The 20,735-nt window shown below is 64.9% G+C and carries 20 protein-coding genes; 6 read left to right on the top strand and 14 right to left on the bottom strand.

The window, feature by feature from the left end:
- Positions 1-4 precede the first annotated feature (4 nt).
- From XH81_RS13010 to XH81_RS12990, 5 genes are read left to right on the top strand one after another with little or no spacing between them, the layout of a single operon-like run.
- The gene (locus tag XH81_RS13010; RefSeq protein WP_028141531.1) at positions 5-1,291 is read left to right on the top strand and encodes an ABC transporter substrate-binding protein; all 1,287 of its coding nucleotides are present in this window, start codon (positions 5-7) and stop codon (positions 1,289-1,291) included.
- Positions 1,288-2,211: a carbohydrate ABC transporter permease gene (locus tag XH81_RS13005; RefSeq protein ID WP_271596225.1), complete on the top strand. Its 924-nt coding sequence runs from the start codon at positions 1,288-1,290 to the stop codon at positions 2,209-2,211. Before XH81_RS13010 ends, XH81_RS13005 begins: the two co-directional genes overlap by 4 nt.
- Positions 2,204-3,061, top strand: a complete 858-nt coding sequence (locus tag XH81_RS13000) for a carbohydrate ABC transporter permease (RefSeq protein WP_028141529.1) — start codon at positions 2,204-2,206, stop codon at positions 3,059-3,061. Before XH81_RS13005 ends, XH81_RS13000 begins: the two co-directional genes overlap by 8 nt.
- A 10-nt stretch (positions 3,062-3,071) precedes the next feature.
- Positions 3,072-4,181 carry an ABC transporter ATP-binding protein gene (locus XH81_RS12995; protein WP_028141528.1) on the top strand — a complete coding sequence of 370 codons (1,110 nt, stop codon included), beginning with the start codon at positions 3,072-3,074 and terminating at the stop codon, positions 4,179-4,181.
- Positions 4,178-4,945 (top strand): SDR family NAD(P)-dependent oxidoreductase, encoded by a 768-nt coding sequence (locus tag XH81_RS12990; RefSeq protein ID WP_028141527.1) that lies wholly within the window; start codon positions 4,178-4,180, stop codon positions 4,943-4,945. Before XH81_RS12995 ends, XH81_RS12990 begins: the two co-directional genes overlap by 4 nt.
- Positions 4,946-5,082: 137 nt before the next feature.
- Here XH81_RS12990 and lpxB read toward each other — a convergent pair whose 3' ends face one another.
- The 3 genes from lpxB to lpxA are packed head-to-tail and all read right to left on the bottom strand — an operon-like array spanning position 5,083 to position 7,926.
- A complete protein-coding gene (gene lpxB, locus XH81_RS12985; RefSeq protein WP_085968104.1) occupies positions 5,083-6,261 on the bottom strand; it encodes a lipid-A-disaccharide synthase in 1,179 nt (392 codons plus the stop codon).
- Entirely contained in the window at positions 6,258-7,115 is an 858-nt protein-coding gene (locus XH81_RS12980; RefSeq protein WP_038971467.1) for an LpxI family protein, read from the bottom strand. Before XH81_RS12980 ends, lpxB begins: the two co-directional genes overlap by 4 nt.
- A gap of 19 nt (positions 7,116-7,134) precedes the next feature.
- Complete coding sequence (gene lpxA / locus XH81_RS12975; protein WP_028141524.1) at positions 7,135-7,926, bottom strand: acyl-ACP--UDP-N-acetylglucosamine O-acyltransferase; 792 nt, start codon at positions 7,924-7,926, stop codon at positions 7,135-7,137.
- Positions 7,927-8,101: 175 nt separating this feature from the next.
- Between lpxA and XH81_RS12970 the strand changes: the two genes are divergently transcribed.
- Complete coding sequence (locus tag XH81_RS12970) at positions 8,102-8,425, top strand: KTSC domain-containing protein (RefSeq protein ID WP_028141523.1); 324 nt, start codon at positions 8,102-8,104, stop codon at positions 8,423-8,425.
- Positions 8,426-8,452: 27 nt separating this feature from the next.
- On the opposite strand, the gene fabZ is transcribed toward XH81_RS12970, so the two are convergent.
- The 11 genes from fabZ to XH81_RS12915 form a co-directional block, all read right to left on the bottom strand.
- On the bottom strand, positions 8,453-8,914 hold the full coding sequence (gene fabZ, locus XH81_RS12965; protein WP_028141522.1) for a 3-hydroxyacyl-ACP dehydratase FabZ: 462 nt from the start codon (positions 8,912-8,914) through the stop codon (positions 8,453-8,455).
- Positions 8,911-9,978: a UDP-3-O-(3-hydroxymyristoyl)glucosamine N-acyltransferase gene (gene lpxD, locus XH81_RS12960; RefSeq protein ID WP_028141521.1), complete on the bottom strand. Its 1,068-nt coding sequence runs from the start codon at positions 9,976-9,978 to the stop codon at positions 8,911-8,913. Before lpxD ends, fabZ begins: the two co-directional genes overlap by 4 nt.
- A 125-nt stretch (positions 9,979-10,103) precedes the next feature.
- The gene (gene bamA, locus XH81_RS12955) at positions 10,104-12,632 is read right to left on the bottom strand and encodes an outer membrane protein assembly factor BamA (protein ID WP_028141520.1); all 2,529 of its coding nucleotides are present in this window, start codon (positions 12,630-12,632) and stop codon (positions 10,104-10,106) included.
- Between the two features lie 177 nt (positions 12,633-12,809).
- On the bottom strand, positions 12,810-13,961 hold the full coding sequence (gene rseP / locus XH81_RS12950) for an RIP metalloprotease RseP (RefSeq protein ID WP_028141519.1): 1,152 nt from the start codon (positions 13,959-13,961) through the stop codon (positions 12,810-12,812).
- 44 nt (positions 13,962-14,005) lie between these two features.
- Positions 14,006-15,229 carry a 1-deoxy-D-xylulose-5-phosphate reductoisomerase gene (gene dxr, locus XH81_RS12945; RefSeq protein WP_038971459.1) on the bottom strand — a complete coding sequence of 408 codons (1,224 nt, stop codon included), beginning with the start codon at positions 15,227-15,229 and terminating at the stop codon, positions 14,006-14,008.
- A gap of 4 nt (positions 15,230-15,233) precedes the next feature.
- The gene (locus tag XH81_RS12940) at positions 15,234-16,076 is read right to left on the bottom strand and encodes a phosphatidate cytidylyltransferase (RefSeq protein ID WP_028141517.1); all 843 of its coding nucleotides are present in this window, start codon (positions 16,074-16,076) and stop codon (positions 15,234-15,236) included.
- Entirely contained in the window at positions 16,073-16,831 is a 759-nt protein-coding gene (locus XH81_RS12935) for an isoprenyl transferase (RefSeq protein ID WP_028141516.1), read from the bottom strand. Before XH81_RS12935 ends, XH81_RS12940 begins: the two co-directional genes overlap by 4 nt.
- A gap of 11 nt (positions 16,832-16,842) precedes the next feature.
- On the bottom strand, positions 16,843-17,406 hold the full coding sequence (frr, locus tag XH81_RS12930; RefSeq protein ID WP_028141515.1) for a ribosome recycling factor: 564 nt from the start codon (positions 17,404-17,406) through the stop codon (positions 16,843-16,845).
- A 70-nt stretch (positions 17,407-17,476) separates the two neighbouring features.
- Positions 17,477-18,193, bottom strand: coding sequence for a UMP kinase (gene pyrH, locus XH81_RS12925; protein ID WP_028141514.1), 717 nt, complete (start codon positions 18,191-18,193; stop codon positions 17,477-17,479).
- 61 nt (positions 18,194-18,254) lie between these two features.
- On the bottom strand, positions 18,255-19,178 hold the full coding sequence (gene tsf, locus XH81_RS12920) for a translation elongation factor Ts (RefSeq protein ID WP_028141513.1): 924 nt from the start codon (positions 19,176-19,178) through the stop codon (positions 18,255-18,257).
- A 132-nt stretch (positions 19,179-19,310) separates the two neighbouring features.
- A complete protein-coding gene (locus XH81_RS12915) occupies positions 19,311-20,306 on the bottom strand; it encodes a 30S ribosomal protein S2 (RefSeq protein ID WP_028141512.1) in 996 nt (331 codons plus the stop codon).
- Positions 20,307-20,735 lie beyond the last annotated feature (429 nt).

Raw genomic sequence — 20,735 nt, 5'->3', positions numbered from 1 at the left:
TGCCATGCCGATCACGACAACAAGGCGCCGTCTGCTCGCTGGATCCGCTGCCGCGCTCGCACTGCCGGCCTTTGCCCGCGCGCAAGGCGCGGTCAAGCCGCGCCTGACCGCAATCTCGCAATGGTCCGCGGGCAGCGATGGGGCAGCCATCACCGCGCTCGGCAAGAAGTTCGAGGAGAAGGGCGGCGTCTGGCAGCACTCGCCCGTCCCCGGGTTCACCACCGAGATGATGAACAAGCTGCGCGCCCAGATCATGGCCGGCGATCCGCCGGCCTGCTCGCAGCTCAAGGGTCCCGAGATCGCAGCTTGGTCGAAGATTGCCCCGACCGTCGATCTCGACGCCGTCGTCGCTGCCGCCGGCTATGAGAAGGTGGTCGCGCCGGACCTTGCGAAATTGCACAAGCCGGGCGGCAAATGGATCGCACTGCCGTTGCAGATCTACAGCACCAACATGCTGTTTCTCTCGAAACGCGCGATGGACAAGGCCAAGGCCGACAAGATCCCCGTCACCTGGGCAGACTTCAACGAACTCGCCGACAAGATGAAAGCGGGCGGCGTCCCCTATCCCATCGCCAACGGCGGCACCCGCCCCGACGACGGGCAAAAATTCGAGGCTGCCTTGGCCGGCATCAGTCCCCTCGCATACCGCGCCGCCATCATGAATCTCGAGAAGAAGGCCCTGGAGGGCTCCGAGATCAAGGCTGCGTTCGCACAGGTGCGCAAGATCGCCGACTGGATGGACCCCAACGTCGGCGCCCAGCACTTCTCGACCAATTTGAAGCGCTTCATCGACGGCGACATGGGCATGATGATCATGGGCGGCTGGGCGCAGGGCGTGTTGCGCAATGCCGGTTTCAAGTTCGAGGACTTCATGATCGCGCCAGGTCCGAGCGACAACAGCAAGCCGGTGTTCCTGTTGAACGCCGATGCCTTCATCTTCTGGCAGCGCAAGGAGCCTGACCTGCAGGCCGGCCAGACGCTGATGGCCCAGCTCGTCATGGATCCGGCGATCCAGACCATGTATTCGCAGATCACGGGATCGATCCCCGTGCGTACCGACGTCGATCTGTCCGGCGAAGGCTGGTCGGACGGTCAGCGGCGGACCGCGGCAGCTCTGAAGGACGCAATCGCCAGCAACCAGGCGGTCCTGAGCCTCGCGCACAACATGGCGCAGGAAAACGGCATGACCGCCGCGATGATCGACGTGATCACGGAGTACGTAAAGAACAAGACGATCAAGCCGGAGCAGGCAGCCACTCGTCTGGCCGAGGCCGTCGAGGGCGCACGTTGAGCAATGCCGCCGCGATAAGACCGGGCCGGCCGGCGCTTCCGGAATGGGTGCGCCGGCTGCCGGAATATCTGATGATCTGGGTGCCGCTGCTGCTGTCCGCCGCGCACCTCGTGTCGTTCTCGCTGTGGACGATCTGGATCTCGTTCACGCCATCCACGCTGGTCCCTGTTACGGGATGGGTGGGCTTGCGCAACTACTCGGCGGTGGCGGCATCGCGGAATTGGCAGATCGCCTTCGACAATCTGCTGTTGTTCGGCAGCGCTTTCGTGCTGCTGAGTTTGGTGACCGGCCTCACCCTTGCGATCCTGCTCGACCAGCGCATTCGCGGCGAGAACCTGCTGCGATCCGTCTTCCTCTATCCGCTTGCGGTGTCGTTCGTGGTCACCGGCACGGTCTGGAGTTGGCTGCTCAATCCCGGCCTCGGAATCCAGAAGCTCGTCCACGACCTCGGCTGGACCTCCTTCAAGTTCGACTGGCTGATCGATCGCGACATGGCGATCTGGACCATCGTGATCGCCGCGATCTGGCAATCCTCGGGCTTCGCCATGGCGCTGTTCCTTGCCGGCCTTCGCTCCGTCGACACCGACATCATCAAGGCCGCGCAGATCGACGGCGCCGGGCCATTTCGAATCTACCGGCGCATCATTCTGCCGTCGCTTTGGCCGATCACCATCACCGTCGTCGTGATCCAGTTGCAGTTCGCGATTTCGACATTCGACCTCGTCCGCGCGCTCACCAACGGCGGGCCGGGAATCGCAACCCAGCTGCCAGCACTGGTCGTCTACGACCTGATGTTCCAGCGCAGCCTGCTCGGCCGGGGAGCGGCGGCGGCGGTGCTTATGCTGCTCATTCTTCTCGCGGTGCTGCTGCCGTATGCGGCGTGGCGATATGTTCAGCGACGGCGGGCCGCCCATGCGTGAGCGGACTTTCGCACCAAGCCGGATCTTGATCTATCTCATCGTCCTGCTGATCGCTGCAGCATGGCTCGCGCCATTGGCTGTTGTGGTGCTGAATTCGCTCCGCAGCAACGAGGAGATCGCGCAGGGCTCGATGATCGGCTGGCCGCAGCACTGGGCCTGGAGCAACTACCTGGCTGCCTGGAGCGGCTTCTGCGTTGCCGAGACCTGCGCCGGCATCCGGCCGTACATGCTGAACTCCGCCCTTGTCACGATTCCTGCGACGATCTTCTCGACCCTGCTCGGTGCCATTGCCGGCTACGCCGTGTCGCTCTGGCGTTTTCGCGGCGACACCTGGATCTACGGCATCGTGACCCTCGGCCTGTTCCTGCCCCAGCAGATGCGCCTGCTTCCCTGGACCATCGTGCTGCGCGACATCGGTCTCATCAACACGCTGGCGGGCCTCGTGCTGATTCACACGATCCAGGGGCTCTCCTTCACCACGCTGTTCTGCCGCAACTATTATGTCGCCATCCCCCATGAATTGATCAGGGCCGCGCGCATCGACGGCGCCGGGTTCTTCCGTATCTTCTGGCGCATCATCCTGCCGCTCTCGCCGCCGATCCTGATCGTCACCGTGATCTGGCAGTTCACGCATATCTGGAACGAGTTCCTCTATGGCGTGACATTCACGAGCGGCCAGCAGCAACCCGTCACCGCCGCTCTCATCGCGCTGTCCGCTGCAGTCGCAGACATCCCGCAGCACGGCGTGCAGAGCGCCGCGGTGATCATCGCGGCGCTACCGACGCTGTTGATCTATCTCCTCGGCGGCAAATACTTCGTCCGCGGCCTGACTGCCGGGGCCGTGAAATGATGGAGTTGTCATGGCAGCACTGAGCATTCGAACCCTGTCGAAGCGCTACGCCAATCTGGAGGTGCTGAAGGGCATCGATCTCGACATCGAAAGCGGCGAGTTCACGGTGCTGGTCGGGCCATCCGGCTGCGGCAAGTCCACGCTGCTCAACATCGTCGCCGGGCTCGACCATCCGAGCGCAGGGACCGTCGAGATCGGCGGACGCGTGGTCAATGACGTCCCGCCCAAGGACCGCGACATCGCCATGGTGTTCCAGTCCTATGCGCTCTACCCGTCGATGACCGTACGCCAGAACATCACCTTCGGCATGGAATGCCGTCACGTACCCAAAGCGGAGCAAGACTCTGCGGTCGCGAATGTCGCCAAACTGCTCCAGATCGAGGCGCTGCTGGGCCGCAAGCCGTCGCAGCTCTCCGGCGGCCAGCGCCAGCGCGTGGCGATGGGCCGTGCGTTGGTACGCGATCCCCTGCTCTTCCTGTTCGACGAGCCGCTGTCCAATCTCGACGCAAAACTGCGCGTCGAGATGCGGATGGAGATCAAGCGGCTGCACCAGCGCATCGGCGCGACCATCATCTATGTCACCCACGACCAGATCGAGGCGATGACGATGGCGACGCGGATCGCCGTGATGCATCGCGGCGTGGTGCAGCAGTTTGCCGATCCCGATACCGTGTACCGCTATCCCGCCAATCTGTTCGTCGCACGCTTCATGGGCTCCCCGCCGATGAACACCATGCCGGCGCGGCTCGAGGCCGACGCCGGCGGCCCCGTGGTCGTGATCGGCGCGGGGCGGCCGGACGAAGTTCGCCTCCGCCTGCAGGGATACGATTCGGCGGCACCCTATCTTGGCCGCGAGGTGGTGTTCGGGATCAGGCCGGAATGCATCGCGGAGGGCAACCGCGTGTTCTCCGGCGGTGCACCCATCGTCGTCCACGCGCCGGTGGAGATGGTCGAGCCCACCGGCGCCGAAACCATCGTGCTGCTGCGGCTCGGCGGCGAGTCCGCGCTGGCGCGCATCACGCCGGACATCCGCCCCCCGCCGGGGACGGCAGCCCCCTTCGCGCTCGACACGCGCCGCATTTGCCTGTTCGACCCCGAGACGGAGCGACTGATCGCATGACAAAGACGAGCTATGCCGGACTTGCGGACCGCGTCGTACTGATCACCGGCGGCGCCAGCGGCATCGGGGCCGCCTTCGTGCGCGCCTTCGCGGCCCAGGGAGCGCGCGTCGCGTTCCTCGATGTGGATGAAGAAGCCGGCGGGGCGCTGGTCGCGGAGGTGAGCGCTGCGTCCGAAGCCGCGCCCTTGTTCGTGCCATGCGACCTCCTGGACATCGAGGCCTTGCGGGCCGCAATGGCACAGGTGCAGCGATCGCTCGGCGATGCCGCGGTCCTCGTCAACAATGCCGCCAATGATCAACGCCAGGTGCTGGCCGAGGTGACGCCGGCAGAGTTCGATTGGATGATCGGCCTCAATCTCAAGCACGTCTTCTTTGCGGCGCAAGCGGTGGTGCCGCAGATGCAGGCGCGCGGCGGCGGCTCGATCATCAACATGTCGTCGATCGCCTGGATGCGCGGTGCACCGGCGCTGCCGGTCTACGCCGGGGCAAAGGCGGCGATCGTCGGTTTCACCAACTCGCTGGCCCGGCTGGTCGGCCCCGACCGCATCCGCGTCAACGCGATTGCGCCAGGCATGGTCATCACCGAACGTCAACGCCGGCTGTGGTATCCGGACGAGCAGGTCATCACCGAAATGCGCTCCCGTCAGGCCGTTCCGGATGCAGTGACGCCCGAGGACATTGCCAACATGGCGCTGTTCCTCGCCTCCGACGAAAGCCAGCGCATCACCAGCCAGTGTTTTCGGGTCGATGCAGGACTTGCGTAGAACTTGATCCGGCCACAATGGCGCAACGTTCACGGTCTCGTAGGGTGGGCAAAGCGAAGCGTGCCCACGAATTCTTCTCATCGCGACGAATCGTGGGCACGGCGCGACGCGCCTTTGCCCACCCTACGAGACCTCCGTTACCGCCGTCCCTTGCGCATCGTCTCGAGCACGATGTCGGCGGCGAGCACGCTCGGTGATTTGTGGCCGGTCGACATGACCTGGTCGAGCCGGGCAAAGGCCTCGACCTGCTGCTTGCGCAGCGGCGAATCCGTCAGCACCTCGGCGAGTGCCGGCGCCAGTTTCTCCGGCGTGCACTCCTCCTGCAGGTACTCCGGAATGACATCCTTGCCGATCACGAGATTGGCAAGGATCACCGAGGAGACGCGGATCGCGCGACGCAGGATGAAGGCCTCGATCGCACCGACGCGATAGGCAGTCACCATTGGAATACCCGACAGTGCGAGCTCCAGCGTCACCGTACCGGATTTGGCCAGCGCCGCACGCGCGATGCGGAACACGGCGCGCTTCTCGTTCTCGCCGGTCACGACCCTTGGCTTGACCGGCCAGCTCGCGATACCCTCGCGGATGGTGGCCTCGAGATGCGGCATGGTCGGCAGTATCAGTTCGAAGGCGTGGCCTTCCGCCTGCAAGCGGTCGAGCACTCCGCCGAAGACATCGAGATGGTGCCTGACCTCGCTACGGCGGCTGCCGGGCAGCACCAAAAGCACCGGCGGCTCACCGTCGCGACGTGCCTGCTCCTCCGCGTTCGGCCGCAGCGAGGGCAATTGCTCGACTAAGGGATGGCCGACATAGCTGCATGGCGGTCCGCCGAGCTTGCGGTATTCCTCCGGCTCGAACGGCAGCAGACCGAGCACATGGTCGACATAACCGAGCATGGTCCGCGCCCGCCCCGGCCGCCACGCCCAGAGCTGCGGCGAGACGTAATCGACGACCGGGATCGCAGGATTCTTCGCGCGCACGCGGCGGGCGACGCGATGGGTGAAATCGGGGCTGTCGATGATGACGAGCGCGTCCGGCGCGGCGTCGGCCACGGCGTCGGCCGTCTCGCGGATCAGCCGCAGAATCTTCGGCAATTGCTGCACCACCGCGGCAAATCCGACGATTGACAGCTCCTCGATCGGAAACAGCGATTCCAGCCCTTCGCGCGCCATGGTACGTCCGCCGACGCCGACGAACTGCACGCCGTCGCCGAGACGCTGGCGCAGGACCTTCATCAAGGCACTGCCGAGCCGGTCGCCGGATTCCTCCGTGGCGATCAGGAAGATCTTGCGCTTGGGATCGCGCGACTGCATCACGCCGGCAGACCGATGACGAAGAGATATTTGGCGTCCGCGAGGGCGATCATCGCCTGCGGCTCTGCGGCGATGGTGTTGCCGGCGATGACGGCGAGGCCCGCAAGGCCGGCCGCCGCGACGCCCTCGATGGTGCGCGGGCCGATCGTCGGCAGGTCGAAACGCAGATCCTGACCGCTCTTCGGCGCCTTCACGAGCACGCCGCGGCCGGCGGCCGCGCGAATGCGTCCCTCCTCGCGCAGCCGCGCGACGCGCGCGAGCAGCGCATCGGTGCCCTCGATGTCCTCGACCGCGACCACATGGCCGTCGATCACCACTGCAGCCTGGCCGATGTCGAACGGACCGAGCGCAGTCAGCACCGCACGGCCGCGCGCGATGTCGGTCTTGCTGGTATCGCTGGGCCAGGCGCGACTGATGCAGCCCTCGGGCATCAGGAGATCGGGGGCGAGGTCCTTGATGCCGACCATGCGAAAGCCATCCTGCTCGAGGATGCGGCCGACGCCGGACAAGAGATGATCGTCGCCGCCGCGAAAGGCGCGGATGACATTGCCGAGCAGCCGCATCGTCTTGACGTCGAACCGGATCTCGGAGAGCGAGGGCCGCACCAAGGTGCCGATGAAGATCAGGTCGCGGCAGCCCTCCTCGCGGAACAGTCGCATCGCGCGACCGAGCTGGCCGACCGAGATCCAGCGATGGCGGAATTTCTCCACCCGCGCGGGATCGCAGGCCCCGCGCAGCGGAAACAGCACCGGCGTGATGCCGCGCGCGGCAAGCGAGTCGGCGACTGCGAACGGCATCGCGCCGCCGCCGGCGACGATGCCGACCGGCGATGAGGTGTCCGACGCCGCCGATGTCATGTCCGCGGCCATCCCAAAATCACTTCGCGAGGGCAGGAAGACAGAGCGGGCGCTTGCCCTTGCCGATGAAGTCGAGGATTTCGGCGATCGCCGGATCTTCGCCTGCAAGCGGCCTGGACGCCTCTAACCGCTCGGCGAATGTGCCGGGCCCATGGAAGAGCTTTTGGTAGAACCCGCGCACCGTCGCCAGTCGCTGCCTGGTGAACTTGCGCCGCTTCATGCCGATCAGGTTGAGACTCTCGAGCACCGCATACTGGCCGTTAACGAGCCCATACGGGATGACATCGTCGCGTACGCCGCAGACCCCGCCGACCATCACGTAGGGGCCGATGCGCGTGAACTGGTGCACTGCGGAGAGGCCGCCGATATAGACGGCGTCGCCGATCTCGCAGTGGCCGCCAAGCGTCGCCGAGGTCGCAAAGATCACGTTGTTGCCGACCATGCAGTCATGGCCCACATGGCTGTTGTTCATGAAGTAGCCGCCGTTGCCGACGCGCGTCAGACCGCCGCCCTTGATGGTGCCGACATTCATCGTCGCGCCTTCGCGGATGACGCAGCCAGAGCCGATCTCGAGCTTCGTCGGCTCGCCCTTGTAGCTGAGATCCTGGGGCGCGCCGCCGAGGACCACGAACGGCGAGATCACGCCGCCGTCCCCGATCGACGTATGGCCGATGACGGTAACATGCCCAATCAGCTTGCAGTTCGCGCCGATCACGACATTCGGGCCGATGATGCAATAGGGCCCGATCTCGGTGCCCTCGCCGATCACGGCGCCGTCCGCGACCCGTGCGGTGGGATCAATCTTGCTCATCAAGCAATCTTACTCTTCAAGAATGTCTGGTTATGCGTTGAAGTCGCTCAGATTTCCGGTGGTTAGCGCGACTATGCCCGATCTGTCCAGTGACGTATCATCTCTGCCGGTTTCAAGTGCCGGATGAGGCGGTCGTCCCGGCTCCTCAACAACTTCATGCGGAGCTTCAGCTTTCATGGTCAGGGCCCTGGCACTTCTGCTCGCACAGCTCGCGGCCGCACCGATCGTGTCCGAGACGGTCGAGACCGGCGAACGCCGCCGCATCGACCTCGCGACATTCGAATGCCGCGACATCAGCCGCAGCACTGTGCTTCAGCGGGTCTGCTACGACCGCGCGCATCACGACCTCGTCGTCGCGACTGGCGGCAGCTATGCGCGCTATTGCGGCGTCGCGGCCGAGACCGCCGACCGTCTCCTGGGCGCGCCATCCATGGGTCAGTTCTTCAACCAAAACATTAAGCGCGAGGCTCCTGGCGGCCGCTACGATTGCGGCGCGTGAGCCCGTCCAGCGAGGACCGCGTGCCGCTCAGTCCGTCAGCATGGCGCCGACGTCGGCCTCCGCGACCACCTGCCCGTTGACCTTGGCATCGCCGTGAAACCACCACATGGCCTTGCGGCGGCCGAGCGAGCGCATGTGATACTCGATGGTATCGCCCGGCAGCACGGGCTTGCGGAATTTGCACTTGTCGATGGTGAGGAAATAGACCGCCCGCGGCTTGTCGGTGCCTTCGACCGACTTGATGCCGATCACGCCCGCGGTCTGCGCCATCGCCTCGATCATCATGACGCCGGGATAGACCGGTCGCTCCGGGAAATGCCCCTGGAAGGCCGGCTCGTTGAAGGTGACGTTCTTGATGCCGATGCCGCTGTAGTCGGCCCGGATGTTGATCACGCGGTCGATCAGCAGCATCGGGAAACGGTGCGGCAGCGTCTGGAGGATGGCATTGATGTCCACCAGCTCGAACTTAACAGGTGATTCCTCCGTCATTCCCGTCCCTCATCCTTCGGATCAGCCCTGCTGTCGCGTACCAAGCGCTCCACCGCGATGATCTCCTTGAACCATTGTTTGGTCGGCTTGGCGAAAAAACCACCCCAGCGTCCGCCCGGCGGGATGTCGTCCTTGACGCCGCTCATCGCGGTCACCTGGGCCCCGTCCCCGATCTTGAGGTGGTTGTTGATGCCAACCTTCGCTCCGAGTGCCACGTTGTCGCCAATGGACAGGCTGCCGGCGAGCCCGATCTGGGCGGCCAGCAGGCAATGCCGGCCGATCGTGACATTGTGACCGATCTGGACCTGATTGTCGATTTTCGTGCCTTCGCCGATCACGGTGTCGCGCAAGCTGCCACGGTCGATCGTGGTCCCGGCGCCGACCTCGACATCGTTCTGGATCAGCACCCGCCCGGTCTGAGGCACCTTCAGATGACCCTCGGGGCCGAAAAAAATGAAGCCGTAGCCGTCCTGGCCGATCGAGCAGCCGGGATGGATCAGCACGTTGTTGCCGATCAGGGCGCACTGGATCGCGGTGCGCGCGCCGACATTGCAGTCCCGGCCGATCTTGACGCCGGGCCCGATCACCGCCCCGACGCCGACCACCGTGCCGCTGCCGATCTCCACATCCGGGCCGATCACGGCCAGGGGATCGACGATCACGCCGTCCTCGAGTCGGGCCGAGGGATCGATGATCGCCGACGGCGCGATGCCGTCATTGCCGACCCAGGATTGGGGCCTCAGCGCTTCGCCGTGCCATTCCCGCGCGATCCTGACAAAGGCCCGGAACGGCTGCGCCACCCGCAGCACGGCCACGTGCGCGGGCACCTGGGGCTCGAAGCGCGGGCTCACCAGGCAAGCGCCGGCCTTGGTCGCCTTGATCTCGTCGGCGTATTTGAGGTTGTCGAAGAACGCCAGATGCATCGGGCCCGCTTCGTCAAGCGAAGCAAGGCCCGTGATGATGTGGTCGCCCCTGGCGGGGTCGACCAGCTGCGCCTTGGTCAGCGTGGCAATGTCAGCCAGCGTTGAGGCAGGCGGCTTTATGAAGAAGGTCGGCTGCGCCATTCCACCCCGTCGCGGTCCGGCTTCGGCATGAAGCGGTCGAGCCGCATCATGCTCCATCTCTTGGATCGGCACGATCCCTTTCGGAAACCGGTTCCAGTGATCCGGATCGTGCCGTGCTGATCGAACTAGAACGTGGTGCCGCCGCCGAACCGGAACTCCTGCGTGCGATCGTACTTGCCCTTGCTGAGCGGCACGGCGTAGTCGAAGCGCAGCGGACCGAACGGCGACTGCCAGATCAGGCCGACACCAACCGACGAGCGGACGACCTTGCTGTCGTCGTAGACGAGGCCGGTACAGGTGCCCGCAGACGACGGATTGATGCTCGAGGGGATGCAGCCCGGTACATTGACTTCGTTGGTCGTCGTCCAGCCGGTCGGTCCCTTATAGTCGTAGAGGCCGCCGGCATCGGCATAGACCGCGCCCTTCAGACCCACTTCCTTCGGCAGGAACCAGAACGGCATCTGCAGTTCGAGCGAAGCGCCCCAGTACTTGGTGCCGCCGAGGGCGTCCTGCGTACCGAAGGGGTTCAAATCGCGCGGGCCGATGCCGTTCGGGGCAAAGCCGCGGACGAGGTTCGAACCCATCTGGAAGTGATCGAGCATGCGCAGATCGCTGCCCATCTTGTTCAGCATGCCGCTCTGCACGCGGACGAGGCCGACGATGTCAGACACCAGCGGAGTATAGTACTTCGCATCGATGACGGACTTCAGGTAGGAGACGTCGCCGCCGACGCCGGCGAAATCCTGACGGAAGTCGACGAGCAGACCGTCGGTGGGGTTCTTGTTGTTGTCCAGCGTGTTGTAGGTCAGCGTATAGCCAAGCGCCGAGGTCAGGGTCTTGCCGTTGGCGAGCTCCCTGCGCACCGGCAGCGAAGCTTCGCCGTCGCTGTAGCAGCCGAGACCGTTGGTCGAGCTGAGATCCGGAACGCCGCCATTGGCATTGACGAAGGCCGGGCTCGGATTAAAGGCCGACGTACCCAGATTGTTGTTACAGTTCGCCAGGTAGTACGGCAGCGTGATTTCCTGCTGGTAGATCGAGTAGCGCAGCTGCAGCGCCAGATCTTCACGCAAGGAGAAGCCGAGGCGCGGCGAGAAGCCGAGCGTCTTGGTGCCGTAGGAGATGTAGCTGTTGGACAGCTGCTGGCGCTGATAGAGGTCGAGGCCAAGCGCGACGCGGTAGTCGAGCAGATACGGCTCGACGAACGACAGCGAGTAACCGCGTGCATATTGGCCGTAGGTCACCGACGCCTTGGCGAACAGACCGCGGCCAAGCAGGTTGCGCTCGGAGATCGAGACTTCGGCCAGCGCGCCGTCGGTGGTGGAGTAACCGCCCGAGATCGAGAAGTCGCCGGTCGATTTCTCTTCCATGTCGACGATCAGGACCACGCGATCGCTCGACGAGCCCGGCTCCGTCGTGATCTTCACGCTCTTGAAGTAGTCGAGGTTCTTCAGGCGCCGCTCGGCACGGTCGACCAGGGCGCGGTTGTAGGCGTCGCCCTCGGAGATGTCGAACTCGCGGCGGATCACGTAATCGCGGGTACGCGTGTTGCCGCGCAGGTTGATGCGCTCGATATAGGTGCGCGGACCTTCGTCGATGTTGAACACGACGGAGACGGTGTGCGCCTCGAAATTGCGGTCGCCGCCGGGCCGGACCACGGCGAAGGCGTAGCCGCGGCGCGAGGCCTCGATCTGCATCTCCTCGACCGACTTCTCGACCGATTCGACGTTGTAGAGCGAGCCGACATTGACGCGCGAATAGGCGCGCATCGACGAGGGATCGAAGTTCGGAATGCTGGAGCGGAAGTCGAGCGCGCCGACGCGGTACTGCGATCCTTCCTCGATCTTGAAGGTGACGTTGAAGCCCTTCTTCTCCGGATCGTATTCGGTGAGCGCGGCCACCACCTGGACGTCGGCGAAACCGTTCTTGAGATAGAAGCGGCGGATCAGGTCGCGGTCGGCTTCGACGCGGTCGGGATCATAGATGTCACCGCTGGCCAGGAAGCTCAGCAGGTTCGATTCGCGGGTCTTGATGACGTCCCTGAGGCGATAGGACGAGAATGCGACATTGCCGACGAACTCGATCGACTTGACGCCGGTCTTGGCGCCCTCCTCGATCGTAAAGATGAGGTCGACGCGGTTGTTCGGCTGCTCGATGACCTCGGGCGTGACGCGCACGTCGTAGCGGCCGGACCGGCGATAGATTTCAGCGATTCGCAGCGTGTCGGACTGCACCATGGCGCGGGAGAAGGTGCCGCGCGCCTTGGACTGGACTTCAGTGGTGAGCTGCTCGTCCTTGATCTTCTTGTTGCCCTCGAAGGCGATCCGGCCGATCACCGGGTTTTCCACCACGGAGACGACGATCTGGCCGCCGCCGCCGCGGTTGATTCTCACGTCCTGGAACAGGCCGGTCTCGATCAAGGCCTTGAGGCCGTCGTCGATGGCGCCTTGATCCAGGCGCCCGCCCGGACCCGGCTTGAAATAGGAGCGGATCGTCTCCACCTCGACCCGGCGATTTCCTTCGACGGAAATCGACTGCACGGTCTGAGCGAGCGCAGACGAAGACACAAAAACAGCCCCGACCGGGGCAATCACCGGCGCGCCGAACATGATCAGGGTTGCGAGCAAGCCCCCCCGGAGTCGCAGTCCAAACTTCATCGCGCAACGCGCCCTTATCATTCCGAGCCAGACCCAACCCCAACGCCGGTCTGGAAGATTCCCCAAGTTCAGGCCGCTTGTAGCCAATTTCACCGACGCCGCAAACGGCCGAAAGCGCCGTAATTTCAATTTCATTCCAAGACGTTGCTCATCAGCAACGCCACAAAAAAGCCTCCATCAAGATGCCGCCATCCGCAGGATGTCGTTATAGGTCGCAAACACCATCAACATCAGCACTAAACCGAGCCCGATTCGGAACCCCATCTCCTGAGTCCGCTCGGACAGGGGTCGGCCGCGGACGACCTCCGCCGCATAGAACATCAGGTGGCCGCCATCGAGCAGCGGGATCGGGAACAGGTTCAGCAGGCCGATCGACACCGACAGCACCGCGCACAAATTGATCACGAACTGGAACCCGGCGCTGGCCGCCTGCCCCGACATCTTCGCGATGCCCAGAACCCCGCTGACCTCGTTCGGATTGCCGTTTCCGACGAACAGAGAGCCCAGGAACTTGAAGGTGCTGGTGATGATGAACCAGACCTGCTCAACCCCGATCTTGAGCGCCTCGCCGATGCCCACCGGGGCGGTCGAGGCCTCGCCGGCCTGAGATTTATGCTCCACACCGAGCACACCGAGACGGTGGCTGTTGCCGAACGGATCCTTGCGCTCGAGCAGCGCCGGCGTTGCGGTCAGCGAGACGATGGCGCCGTCCCGCTTCACCTGGAAGGCAAGCGCCGAACCCGCATTCATCGCAACGATTCGCTGCATGTCGGCAAAGCTCTCGATCGGCTTGCCGTCGATCTGGACGACGACGTCCCCGATCTTGAAGCCGGCCGCAGCCGCGGCGCCATCGACGACGACGCCATCGACCCGCGCGATCGTGCTCGGCTTGCCGTAATACAGCGCCATGCCCGCGAAGATCAGCGCGCCCAGGATGAAATTGGCGATGGGTCCGGCCGCGACGATGGCGGCGCGCGGGCCGACCTTCTTGTGGTGGAAGCTGCCGGCGCGCTCCTCGGTCGTCATGGCCGCGAGCGTCTGGGCCGAGGGGGTCGAGGCCTCGCTCTCGTCGCCGAAGAACTTGACGTAGCCGCCGAGCGGGATGGCCGAGATTTTCCAGCGGGTGCCGTGGCGGTCATTGAAACCGACCAGCTCAGGTCCGAAACCGAGCGAGAAGGTCAACACGCGAACGCCCGCCCAGCGCGCGACCAGGAAATGGCCGAGTTCGTGGAAGAACACGACGATCGTCAGGACGAACAGGAAGGGAACCGCGTAGCCGAGGAGCCCATGGCTCAACGTATTGAAACTATGGACAAAAAAGTCGATCATCGAATTCCCTCATCCAGCGCCGCAAGGCCCTGGCCCCGAACCATCTAGGATGCCTTTAAGGCAATTTGAGGCAATAGGGCGGCAGCTCTATTTCGAGCAACATGGTCAACAGAGATTGCATCATCGGCCGACGTCAGGGGCGCCTGGTTCCCGCTGCGAATCCAGTCATCCAATGTTGCCTCCACCAGCCGGGCGATCGCGCCGAACCGGATCTTGCCGGCAATGAAGGCGGCGACCGCGACCTCATTGGCCGCGTTGTAGACGGTGGTCGCCCCCTTCCCGGTCCGGAGCGAATCGAAAGCCAGCCGTAATCCGGGGAAGCGCTCGAAGTCCGGTGCCTCGAAGGTCAGCTGGCCAATCTTGGCGAGGTCCAGCTTGGCCGCCGGCCCCTTGATCCGGTCGGGCCAGCCGAGGCAATGCGCAATCGGCGTGCGCATGTCGGGCGCACCGAGCTGGGCCATCACCGAACGGTCGGAGAACTCGACCATGCCGTGGATGATCGACTGCGGATGCACGAGGACGTCGATCTCGTCAGGCGACAGCGCGAACAAATAGGACGCCTCGATCACCTCGAGCCCCTTGTTCATCATCGACGCGGAATCGATCGTGATCTTCTGGCCCATGCTCCAGTTCGGGTGCTTCAGAGCCTGCTCGAGCGTCGCCTGCTCGATGTCAGCCGGCTTCCAGGTGCGGAACGGGCCGCCCGAGGCGGTGATGATGACACGGACGAGTTCATCCCGATTGCCCGAAGCAAGCGCCTGAAACAGCGCATTGTGCTCGGAATCGGCCGGCAGGATGCAGGCGCCGGCCTTGGCCGCACGCTGCATGAAGAAATCGCCGGCGCAGACCAGACATTCCTTGTTGGCCAACGCCACATGCGCGCCGCGATCGACCGCCGCCAGCGCCGGTTTCAATCCGGCAGCGCCGCTCACGGCCGCCATCACCCAATCGGCCGGACGCGCGCCGGCCTCGATCACCGCGCTCTCGCCGGCGCCGCATTCGGTGCTGGTCCCGGCGAGCGCGGCCTTGAGCTCGGCGAGCTTGGAGGTGTCGGCGATCGCGACGAAGCGCGCGGAAAATTCCTTCGCGAGCTTTGCCAGCGCTTCGACATTGCCGTTCGCCGTCAGCGCCTCGACGCGATAGCGCTCGGGCGAAGCGCGCAGCAGATCCATCGTGCTGTCGCCGATCGAGCCGGTAGCGCCGAGAACTGTGACGCTGCGGACGCTGGACGCCGCAGCCTTGTTATTACGCAATGGGACCGCGCTCATATCCTCACCAAACCATAAGACCGCTTCCGGCGCTATGCACACCATGGCGGAGAAAGCCGATAATCCATGCCGCCAGGATGGCGGCGACAAAACCGTCCAGGCGGTCCATAAGCCCGCCATGGCCGGGAATTAAGTGACTGGAATCCTTGACACCGAAGAGCCGCTTGACCGCGGATTCGAACAGATCGCCCAATGCCGACACCACCGAAAGGATGGCGCTGACCAGCAGCAATGGCCCCATCTTTCCGAACCCGCAAGCCGCAAAGCCCACCGCAACCAGAAGGCTTGCGACGAAGCCGCCCAGCGCCCCGGACCAGGTCTTTTTCGGGCTCACGCGCGGCCAGAGCTTCGGCCCGCCGATGCTGCGACCGGCAAAATAGCCGCCGATGTCGGTCGCCCACACCACCAGCAGCACGAACATCAGCGCGGAGAAGCCGTTGACGAGATCCTTTCGCACCAGGATCGAGGCCAGCAGCGCTGCCGCTGCATAAGCAAAGCCCGTCGCAGCCCAGATGAACTTGCCGCGCGCGATCAGCGTCACGATCGCGCCGCCGACGAGGCCGACGATGACGGAGGTCTTGAGCCCGCCAAAAGCGACCGCAGCCCCCATCATCGCGATGACGATCGTCCCTGCCCCGGTCAGCGCCGCCGAGCCCGCGCCCACCACCGTCAGCCATTCCGCGAACAGCCCGATCGACACCAGGGTGACGAGCAGCGCCCACAACCAGCCGCCGGCATAAGCGACCGCGATGGTCAGCGGCGCCAGCACCAGCGCTGCGAGGACCCGCATCACCAGATTGCTCGGGGCAGGCTTGGCGCCCGCCGGTGCGGCGTCTTGTTCGCTCACGAGGCGGTTTTCGCGACCAGGCCGCCGAAACGGCGCTCGCGCCTGGCGAATTCGGCGATCGCGCTTTCCAGCGCCGCCTTGTCGAAATCGGGCCAGTGGATCGGCACGAACACGAGCTCGCTATAGGCCGCCTGCCACATCAGGAAATTGGATAGGCGCTGCTCGCCGCTGGTGCGGATGATGAGATCGGGATCGGGAATGTCGGGCGCATCGAGATGCGCTCCCAGCGTCTCGGCGTCGATCGTATCGGGATTGCGCGTGCCCTCGGCGACCTCGCGCGCGAGCTTCTGCGCCGCCTTCGCGATCTCCTGCCGGGAGCCGTAATTGAAGGCGACGACGAGCGTGAGGCGCGTGTTGTCACGCGTCAGCTCCTCGGCCTCGTTGAGCAGCGCGCAGATGTCGCTCTCGAGCCCATCGCGTTCGCCGATGATGCGGACCTTGACGCCGTCGCGATGCAGGCTGGCGAGATCGTTACGGATGAAGCGGCGGAGCAGACCGAAGAGATCGCCGATCTCGCTCGCCGGACGCGACCAGTTCTCCGAGCTGAAGGAGAAGATGGTGAGGTAGCGGATGCCGAGCTCGTGCGAGGCACGCACGACGCGGCGCAGAGCCTCGACGCCGCGGCGATGCCCCTCCGCACGCGGCAAACCGCGCGCGGCCGCCCAGCGCCCATTGCCATCCATGATGATGGCGACGTGCGCGGGCGCCTCGGACCGGTCGGGTCCTTCCGTTGCGGGCGCGGCGGCGTTGGACATTGAAGGTGGCCTTAAACGGTGAGGATTTCTTTTTCCTTGGCGGCCAGCAACTGGTCGATTTCCGTGATCGTACCGTCGGTCGCCTTCTGCACCTCGTCGGCGTGGCGCTTCTGGTCGTCCTCGGACATCTCGTGGTTCTTCTCGAGCTTCTTGAGGACGTCGAGGCCATCGCGGCGGACGTGGCGCGCGGCAACCTTGGCGGCCTCCGCATACTTATGCGCGACCTTCACCAGTTCCTTGCGCCGTTCCTCGTTCAGCTCGGGGATGCGCAGGCGCAGCACCTGGCCTTCGGTCGCGGGCGACAGACCGAGGTTGGAATCGACGATCGCCTTCTCCACCGCCTTGACCATCGACTTGTCCCAGACCTGCACCGAGATCAGGCGTGGCTCCGGCACGCTGACGGTGGCGAGCTGGTTGAGCGGCATGTGGCTGCCATAGGCGTCGACCTGCACCGGATCGAGCATCGAGGCGGAGGCGCGCCCCGTCCGCAGGCCGCCGAGCTCGTGCTTGAGGGACTGGACGGCGCCCTGCATGCGGCGCTTCACTTCGTTGAGGTCGAAAGTACCCGTGGACATCACGTTTCTCCTTCAAGATCCCGGCGACCGCTCCCGCGACCTTCCCTGAAGGCGCGCGACAGATGAGCGGTCAGCCGGCGACAATGGTTCCGTGGCCGACGCCACGTAGAATCGCGCCGATCGAACCCGGCTCCGCGATCGAGAATACGATGATAGGCAGAGACGTCTCGCGGGCAAGCGCGAAGGCGGTCGCATCCATCACCTTGTAGCCGCCCTCGATCGCCTGCGAATGGGTCAGCCGGTCAAACCGCGTGGCGGCCGGATCCTTCTTCGGATCGGCCGAGTAGACGCCGTCGACATTGGTGGCCTTCAGAACCGCCTGGGCGCCGATCTCGGCGGCGCGCAGCACCGCGGTCGTATCGGTGGTGAAGAACGGATTGCCGGTCCCGCCGCCAAGCAGCACGATCCGGCCCTCGGCGAGATATTTGTGCGCCGCAGTGCGGGTGAACAGCTCGGAAATCTCGGGCATCACGAAGGCCGACAGTGTGCGCGCCGGCGTGCCCTTGCGCTCGATCGCCGCTTCCAGCGCGAGGCAGTTCATCATGGTGGCGAGCATGCCCATGGTGTCGCCGGTCGGGCGCGACACACCGCGGGCGGAGACCTCGACGCCGCGCACGATATTGCCACCGCCGATCACGACCGCGACCTCGGTGCCGAGCTTGCGGGCCGCAATCAGGTCGTCCGCAACCCGGTCGACGGTCGGCTGATCGATGCCAAAGCCTTGCTGTCCCGCGAGATATTCGCCGGACAGCTTGATCACGACGCGACGATAGACCGGATCAGACATGAGCACTTTCCTTGTCCGGGCGCCGCTTCCGGCGGCACGCCGGAAGGAGGTGTTCCGGCGCTTACTTCTTGCCGCTGGCCGCAGCGACCTCGGCCGCGAAGTCGCTTTCCTGCTTCTCGATTCCCTCACCAAGAGCATAGCGCACAAAGCCGGCGATCTTCAGGGCCCCGCCGACCTTGCCCTCGGCTTCCTTCAACGCCTGCGCCACCGACTTGCCGGTGTCGTGGATGAAGGCCTGTTCGAGCAGGCAGACTTCCTTGTAGTAGGTCTTGAGGCCGGACTCGACGATCTTCTCGATCACGTTCTCGGGCTTGCCCTGCTGGCGATATTTGTCGGCGAGCACGTCCTTCTCGCGCTTGACGACCGCCGGATCGAGGCCGGACGGATCGAGCGCCAGCGGGTTCGCGGCGGCAATGTGCATCGCGATCTGGCGGCCGAGCGTTGCGAGCTCGTCGGCCTTGCCGGGCGATTCCAGCGCTACGATCACGCCCATCTTGCCGGCGCCCTCGACGACCGCGCCGTGGACGTAGTTCGACACCACGCCCTGGCTCACTTCGAGCGAAGCTGCGCGGCGCAGCGTCATGTTCTCGCCGATGGTGGCGATCGCGTCATTGATGGCGGCTTCGACCGTGACGTCGCCGACCTTGGCGGCCTTGATCTTCTCGACATCGGAGCCGGCGTCGAATGCGACCTGGGCGACCATCTTGACCAGGCCCTGGAACTGGCCGTTACGCGCGACGAAGTCGGTTTCGGAGTTGACCTCGACCACGACACCCTTGGTGCCCTTGGTCAGGGCGCCGATCAGGCCCTCGGCCGCGACGCGGCCCGACTTCTTGGCAGCCTTGGACAGGCCCTTCTTGCGCAGCCAATCCTGCGCCGCTTCCATGTTACCGTCGTTTTCGGTCAGCGCGGCCTTGCAGTCCATCATGCCCGCGCCGGTCGACTCGCGCAGGTCCTTGACCATCGCAGCTGTGATCGTTGCCATCGTTGAAAATCCTTTGTGCCTGCTGGTTCGCCGCGGCGTGGCATCGAAGCGCCCCGCCGCGGTCCATCTCAGGGATTCGCGTCAACTGAAATGGTGGCCGGAACTTGTCCGGCCAACCCATCGCTCTCTTGACTATTCCGCTTCCGCGGTCAGCGCCTTGGCCTTGGCCACCCAGGCGTCCGCACGGCTCGGCAGACCGACTTCTTCGCCGATCGTGTGCGCGGTGTCGTGATCGAGCTCGGCGAGCTGCCAGAAGTGGAAGATGCCGAGGTCGTTGAACTTCTTCTCGATCGCACCCGACACGCCCGGGAGCTTCTTGAGGTCGTCGGCGGTGCCGCGCGGACCTGCGAGGCCCTGGAAGCCGCTCGACGAAGCTGCCGGCAGCTCTTCAGCGAGCGGACGGGCCGAGGCGCCGACGTCGATGCCCGAATCGCCTTGAGCGCGGGAGATGCCGTCGATGGCAGCGCGCGCGATCAGGTCGCAATAAAGCGCGATCGCACGGCCGGCGTCGTCATTGCCCGGCACCACATAGGTGATGCCCTTCGGGTCCGAATTGGTGTCGACGATCGCAGCGACCGGGATGTTGAGCCGCTGGGCTTCCTGGATCGCGATGTCTTCCTTGTTGGTGTCGATCACGAAGATCAGGTCGGGCAGACCGCCCATGTCCTTGATGCCGCCGAGCGAGCGGTCGAGCTTGTCGCGCTCGCGCTGAAGCGTCAGACGCTCCTTCTTGGTGTAGGAGCTGGCATCGCCGCCCGACAGCACGTCGTCGAGGTGACGCAGGCGCTTGATCGAGGCCGAGATCGTCTTCCAGTTGGTCAGCGTGCCGCCGAGCCAACGCGAATTGACGAAATACTGCGCGCAGCGCTTGGCAGCGTCCGCGACGCCGTCCTGCGCCTGGCGCTTGGTGCCGACGAACAGGATGCGGCCGCCCTTGGCGACGGTGTCGCTGACCGCCTGCAAGGCCGTGTGCAGCATCGGCACGGTCTGCGCGAGGTCGACGATGTGAATGTTGTTGCGAGCGCCGAAAATGAACGGAGCCATTTTCGGATTCCAGCGGTGAGACTGGTGACCAAAGTGCACGCCAGCTTCAAGCAGCTGACGCATGGTGAAATCGGGTAGCGCCATCGTTCTAGTTCTCCGGTTGGTTCCTCCGGAAGCGTGTGAGCAAAACGGAGCGTTGTCGCCCCGGCTGCCACCGGACGGCCTTGTGAGCCATGCTTCCGTGTGAGATGCGGCGCTGTATAGCGCCATTTCGGCCAGAAGCAAGGAAATAAGGGCCTTTCGGGGGCGGATTTCGCCCGCGAGAGGTCCTTTCCCTGGAGACCGGGCCGCTCCCTAACGCCCGACTAGCACTTGATTAGCACGTGACTAACACTTGACTAGCACCTGGGCTGGTTCGGCGGGCACTTCTTGGCCGCCGGCGGTGGGGGTGCGGGGCGCGGTGGAGGCGCGGCCGGGCGCGGCGGGGGTGGTGGTGCAACGGCCATACGCGGCTGCGGCGGGGGTGCCGGTCGAGCCACCGGCGGCGGGGGTGCGGGCCGCGCCATGGGCGGA

Source organism: Bradyrhizobium sp. CCBAU 25360, assembly GCF_028128695.1.
GTDB classification, from domain to species: Bacteria; Pseudomonadota; Alphaproteobacteria; order Rhizobiales; family Xanthobacteraceae; genus Bradyrhizobium; species Bradyrhizobium ottawaense.
This window is presented reverse-complemented; position numbering and strand designations above follow the sequence as displayed.

Excerpts from the sequence above, each read along its gene's own strand:
- XH81_RS13010 (WP_028141531.1), top strand. The coding sequence starts at position 5 with ATGCCGATCACGACAACAAGGCGCCGTCTGCTCGCTGGATCCGCTGCC.
- XH81_RS13000 (WP_028141529.1), top strand. The coding sequence starts at position 2,204 with ATGCGTGAGCGGACTTTCGCACCAAGCCGGATCTTGATCTATCTCATC.
- XH81_RS12995 (WP_028141528.1), top strand. The coding sequence starts at position 3,072 with ATGGCAGCACTGAGCATTCGAACCCTGTCGAAGCGCTACGCCAATCTG.
- XH81_RS12990 (WP_028141527.1), top strand. The coding sequence starts at position 4,178 with ATGACAAAGACGAGCTATGCCGGACTTGCGGACCGCGTCGTACTGATC.
- XH81_RS12980 (WP_038971467.1), bottom strand. The coding sequence starts at position 7,115 with ATGACATCGGCGGCGTCGGACACCTCATCGCCGGTCGGCATCGTCGCC.
- lpxA (WP_028141524.1), bottom strand. The coding sequence starts at position 7,926 with ATGAGCAAGATTGATCCCACCGCACGGGTCGCGGACGGCGCCGTGATC.
- XH81_RS12970 (WP_028141523.1), top strand. The coding sequence starts at position 8,102 with ATGGTCAGGGCCCTGGCACTTCTGCTCGCACAGCTCGCGGCCGCACCG.
- fabZ (WP_028141522.1), bottom strand. The coding sequence starts at position 8,914 with ATGACGGAGGAATCACCTGTTAAGTTCGAGCTGGTGGACATCAATGCC.
- lpxD (WP_028141521.1), bottom strand. The coding sequence starts at position 9,978 with ATGGCGCAGCCGACCTTCTTCATAAAGCCGCCTGCCTCAACGCTGGCT.
- bamA (WP_028141520.1), bottom strand. The coding sequence starts at position 12,632 with ATGAAGTTTGGACTGCGACTCCGGGGGGGCTTGCTCGCAACCCTGATC.
- rseP (WP_028141519.1), bottom strand. The coding sequence starts at position 13,961 with ATGATCGACTTTTTTGTCCATAGTTTCAATACGTTGAGCCATGGGCTC.
- dxr (WP_038971459.1), bottom strand. The coding sequence starts at position 15,229 with ATGAGCGCGGTCCCATTGCGTAATAACAAGGCTGCGGCGTCCAGCGTC.
- XH81_RS12935 (WP_028141516.1), bottom strand. The coding sequence starts at position 16,831 with ATGTCCAACGCCGCCGCGCCCGCAACGGAAGGACCCGACCGGTCCGAG.
- frr (WP_028141515.1), bottom strand. The coding sequence starts at position 17,406 with ATGTCCACGGGTACTTTCGACCTCAACGAAGTGAAGCGCCGCATGCAG.
- pyrH (WP_028141514.1), bottom strand. The coding sequence starts at position 18,193 with ATGTCTGATCCGGTCTATCGTCGCGTCGTGATCAAGCTGTCCGGCGAA.
- tsf (WP_028141513.1), bottom strand. The coding sequence starts at position 19,178 with ATGGCAACGATCACAGCTGCGATGGTCAAGGACCTGCGCGAGTCGACC.
- XH81_RS12915 (WP_028141512.1), bottom strand. The coding sequence starts at position 20,306 with ATGGCGCTACCCGATTTCACCATGCGTCAGCTGCTTGAAGCTGGCGTG.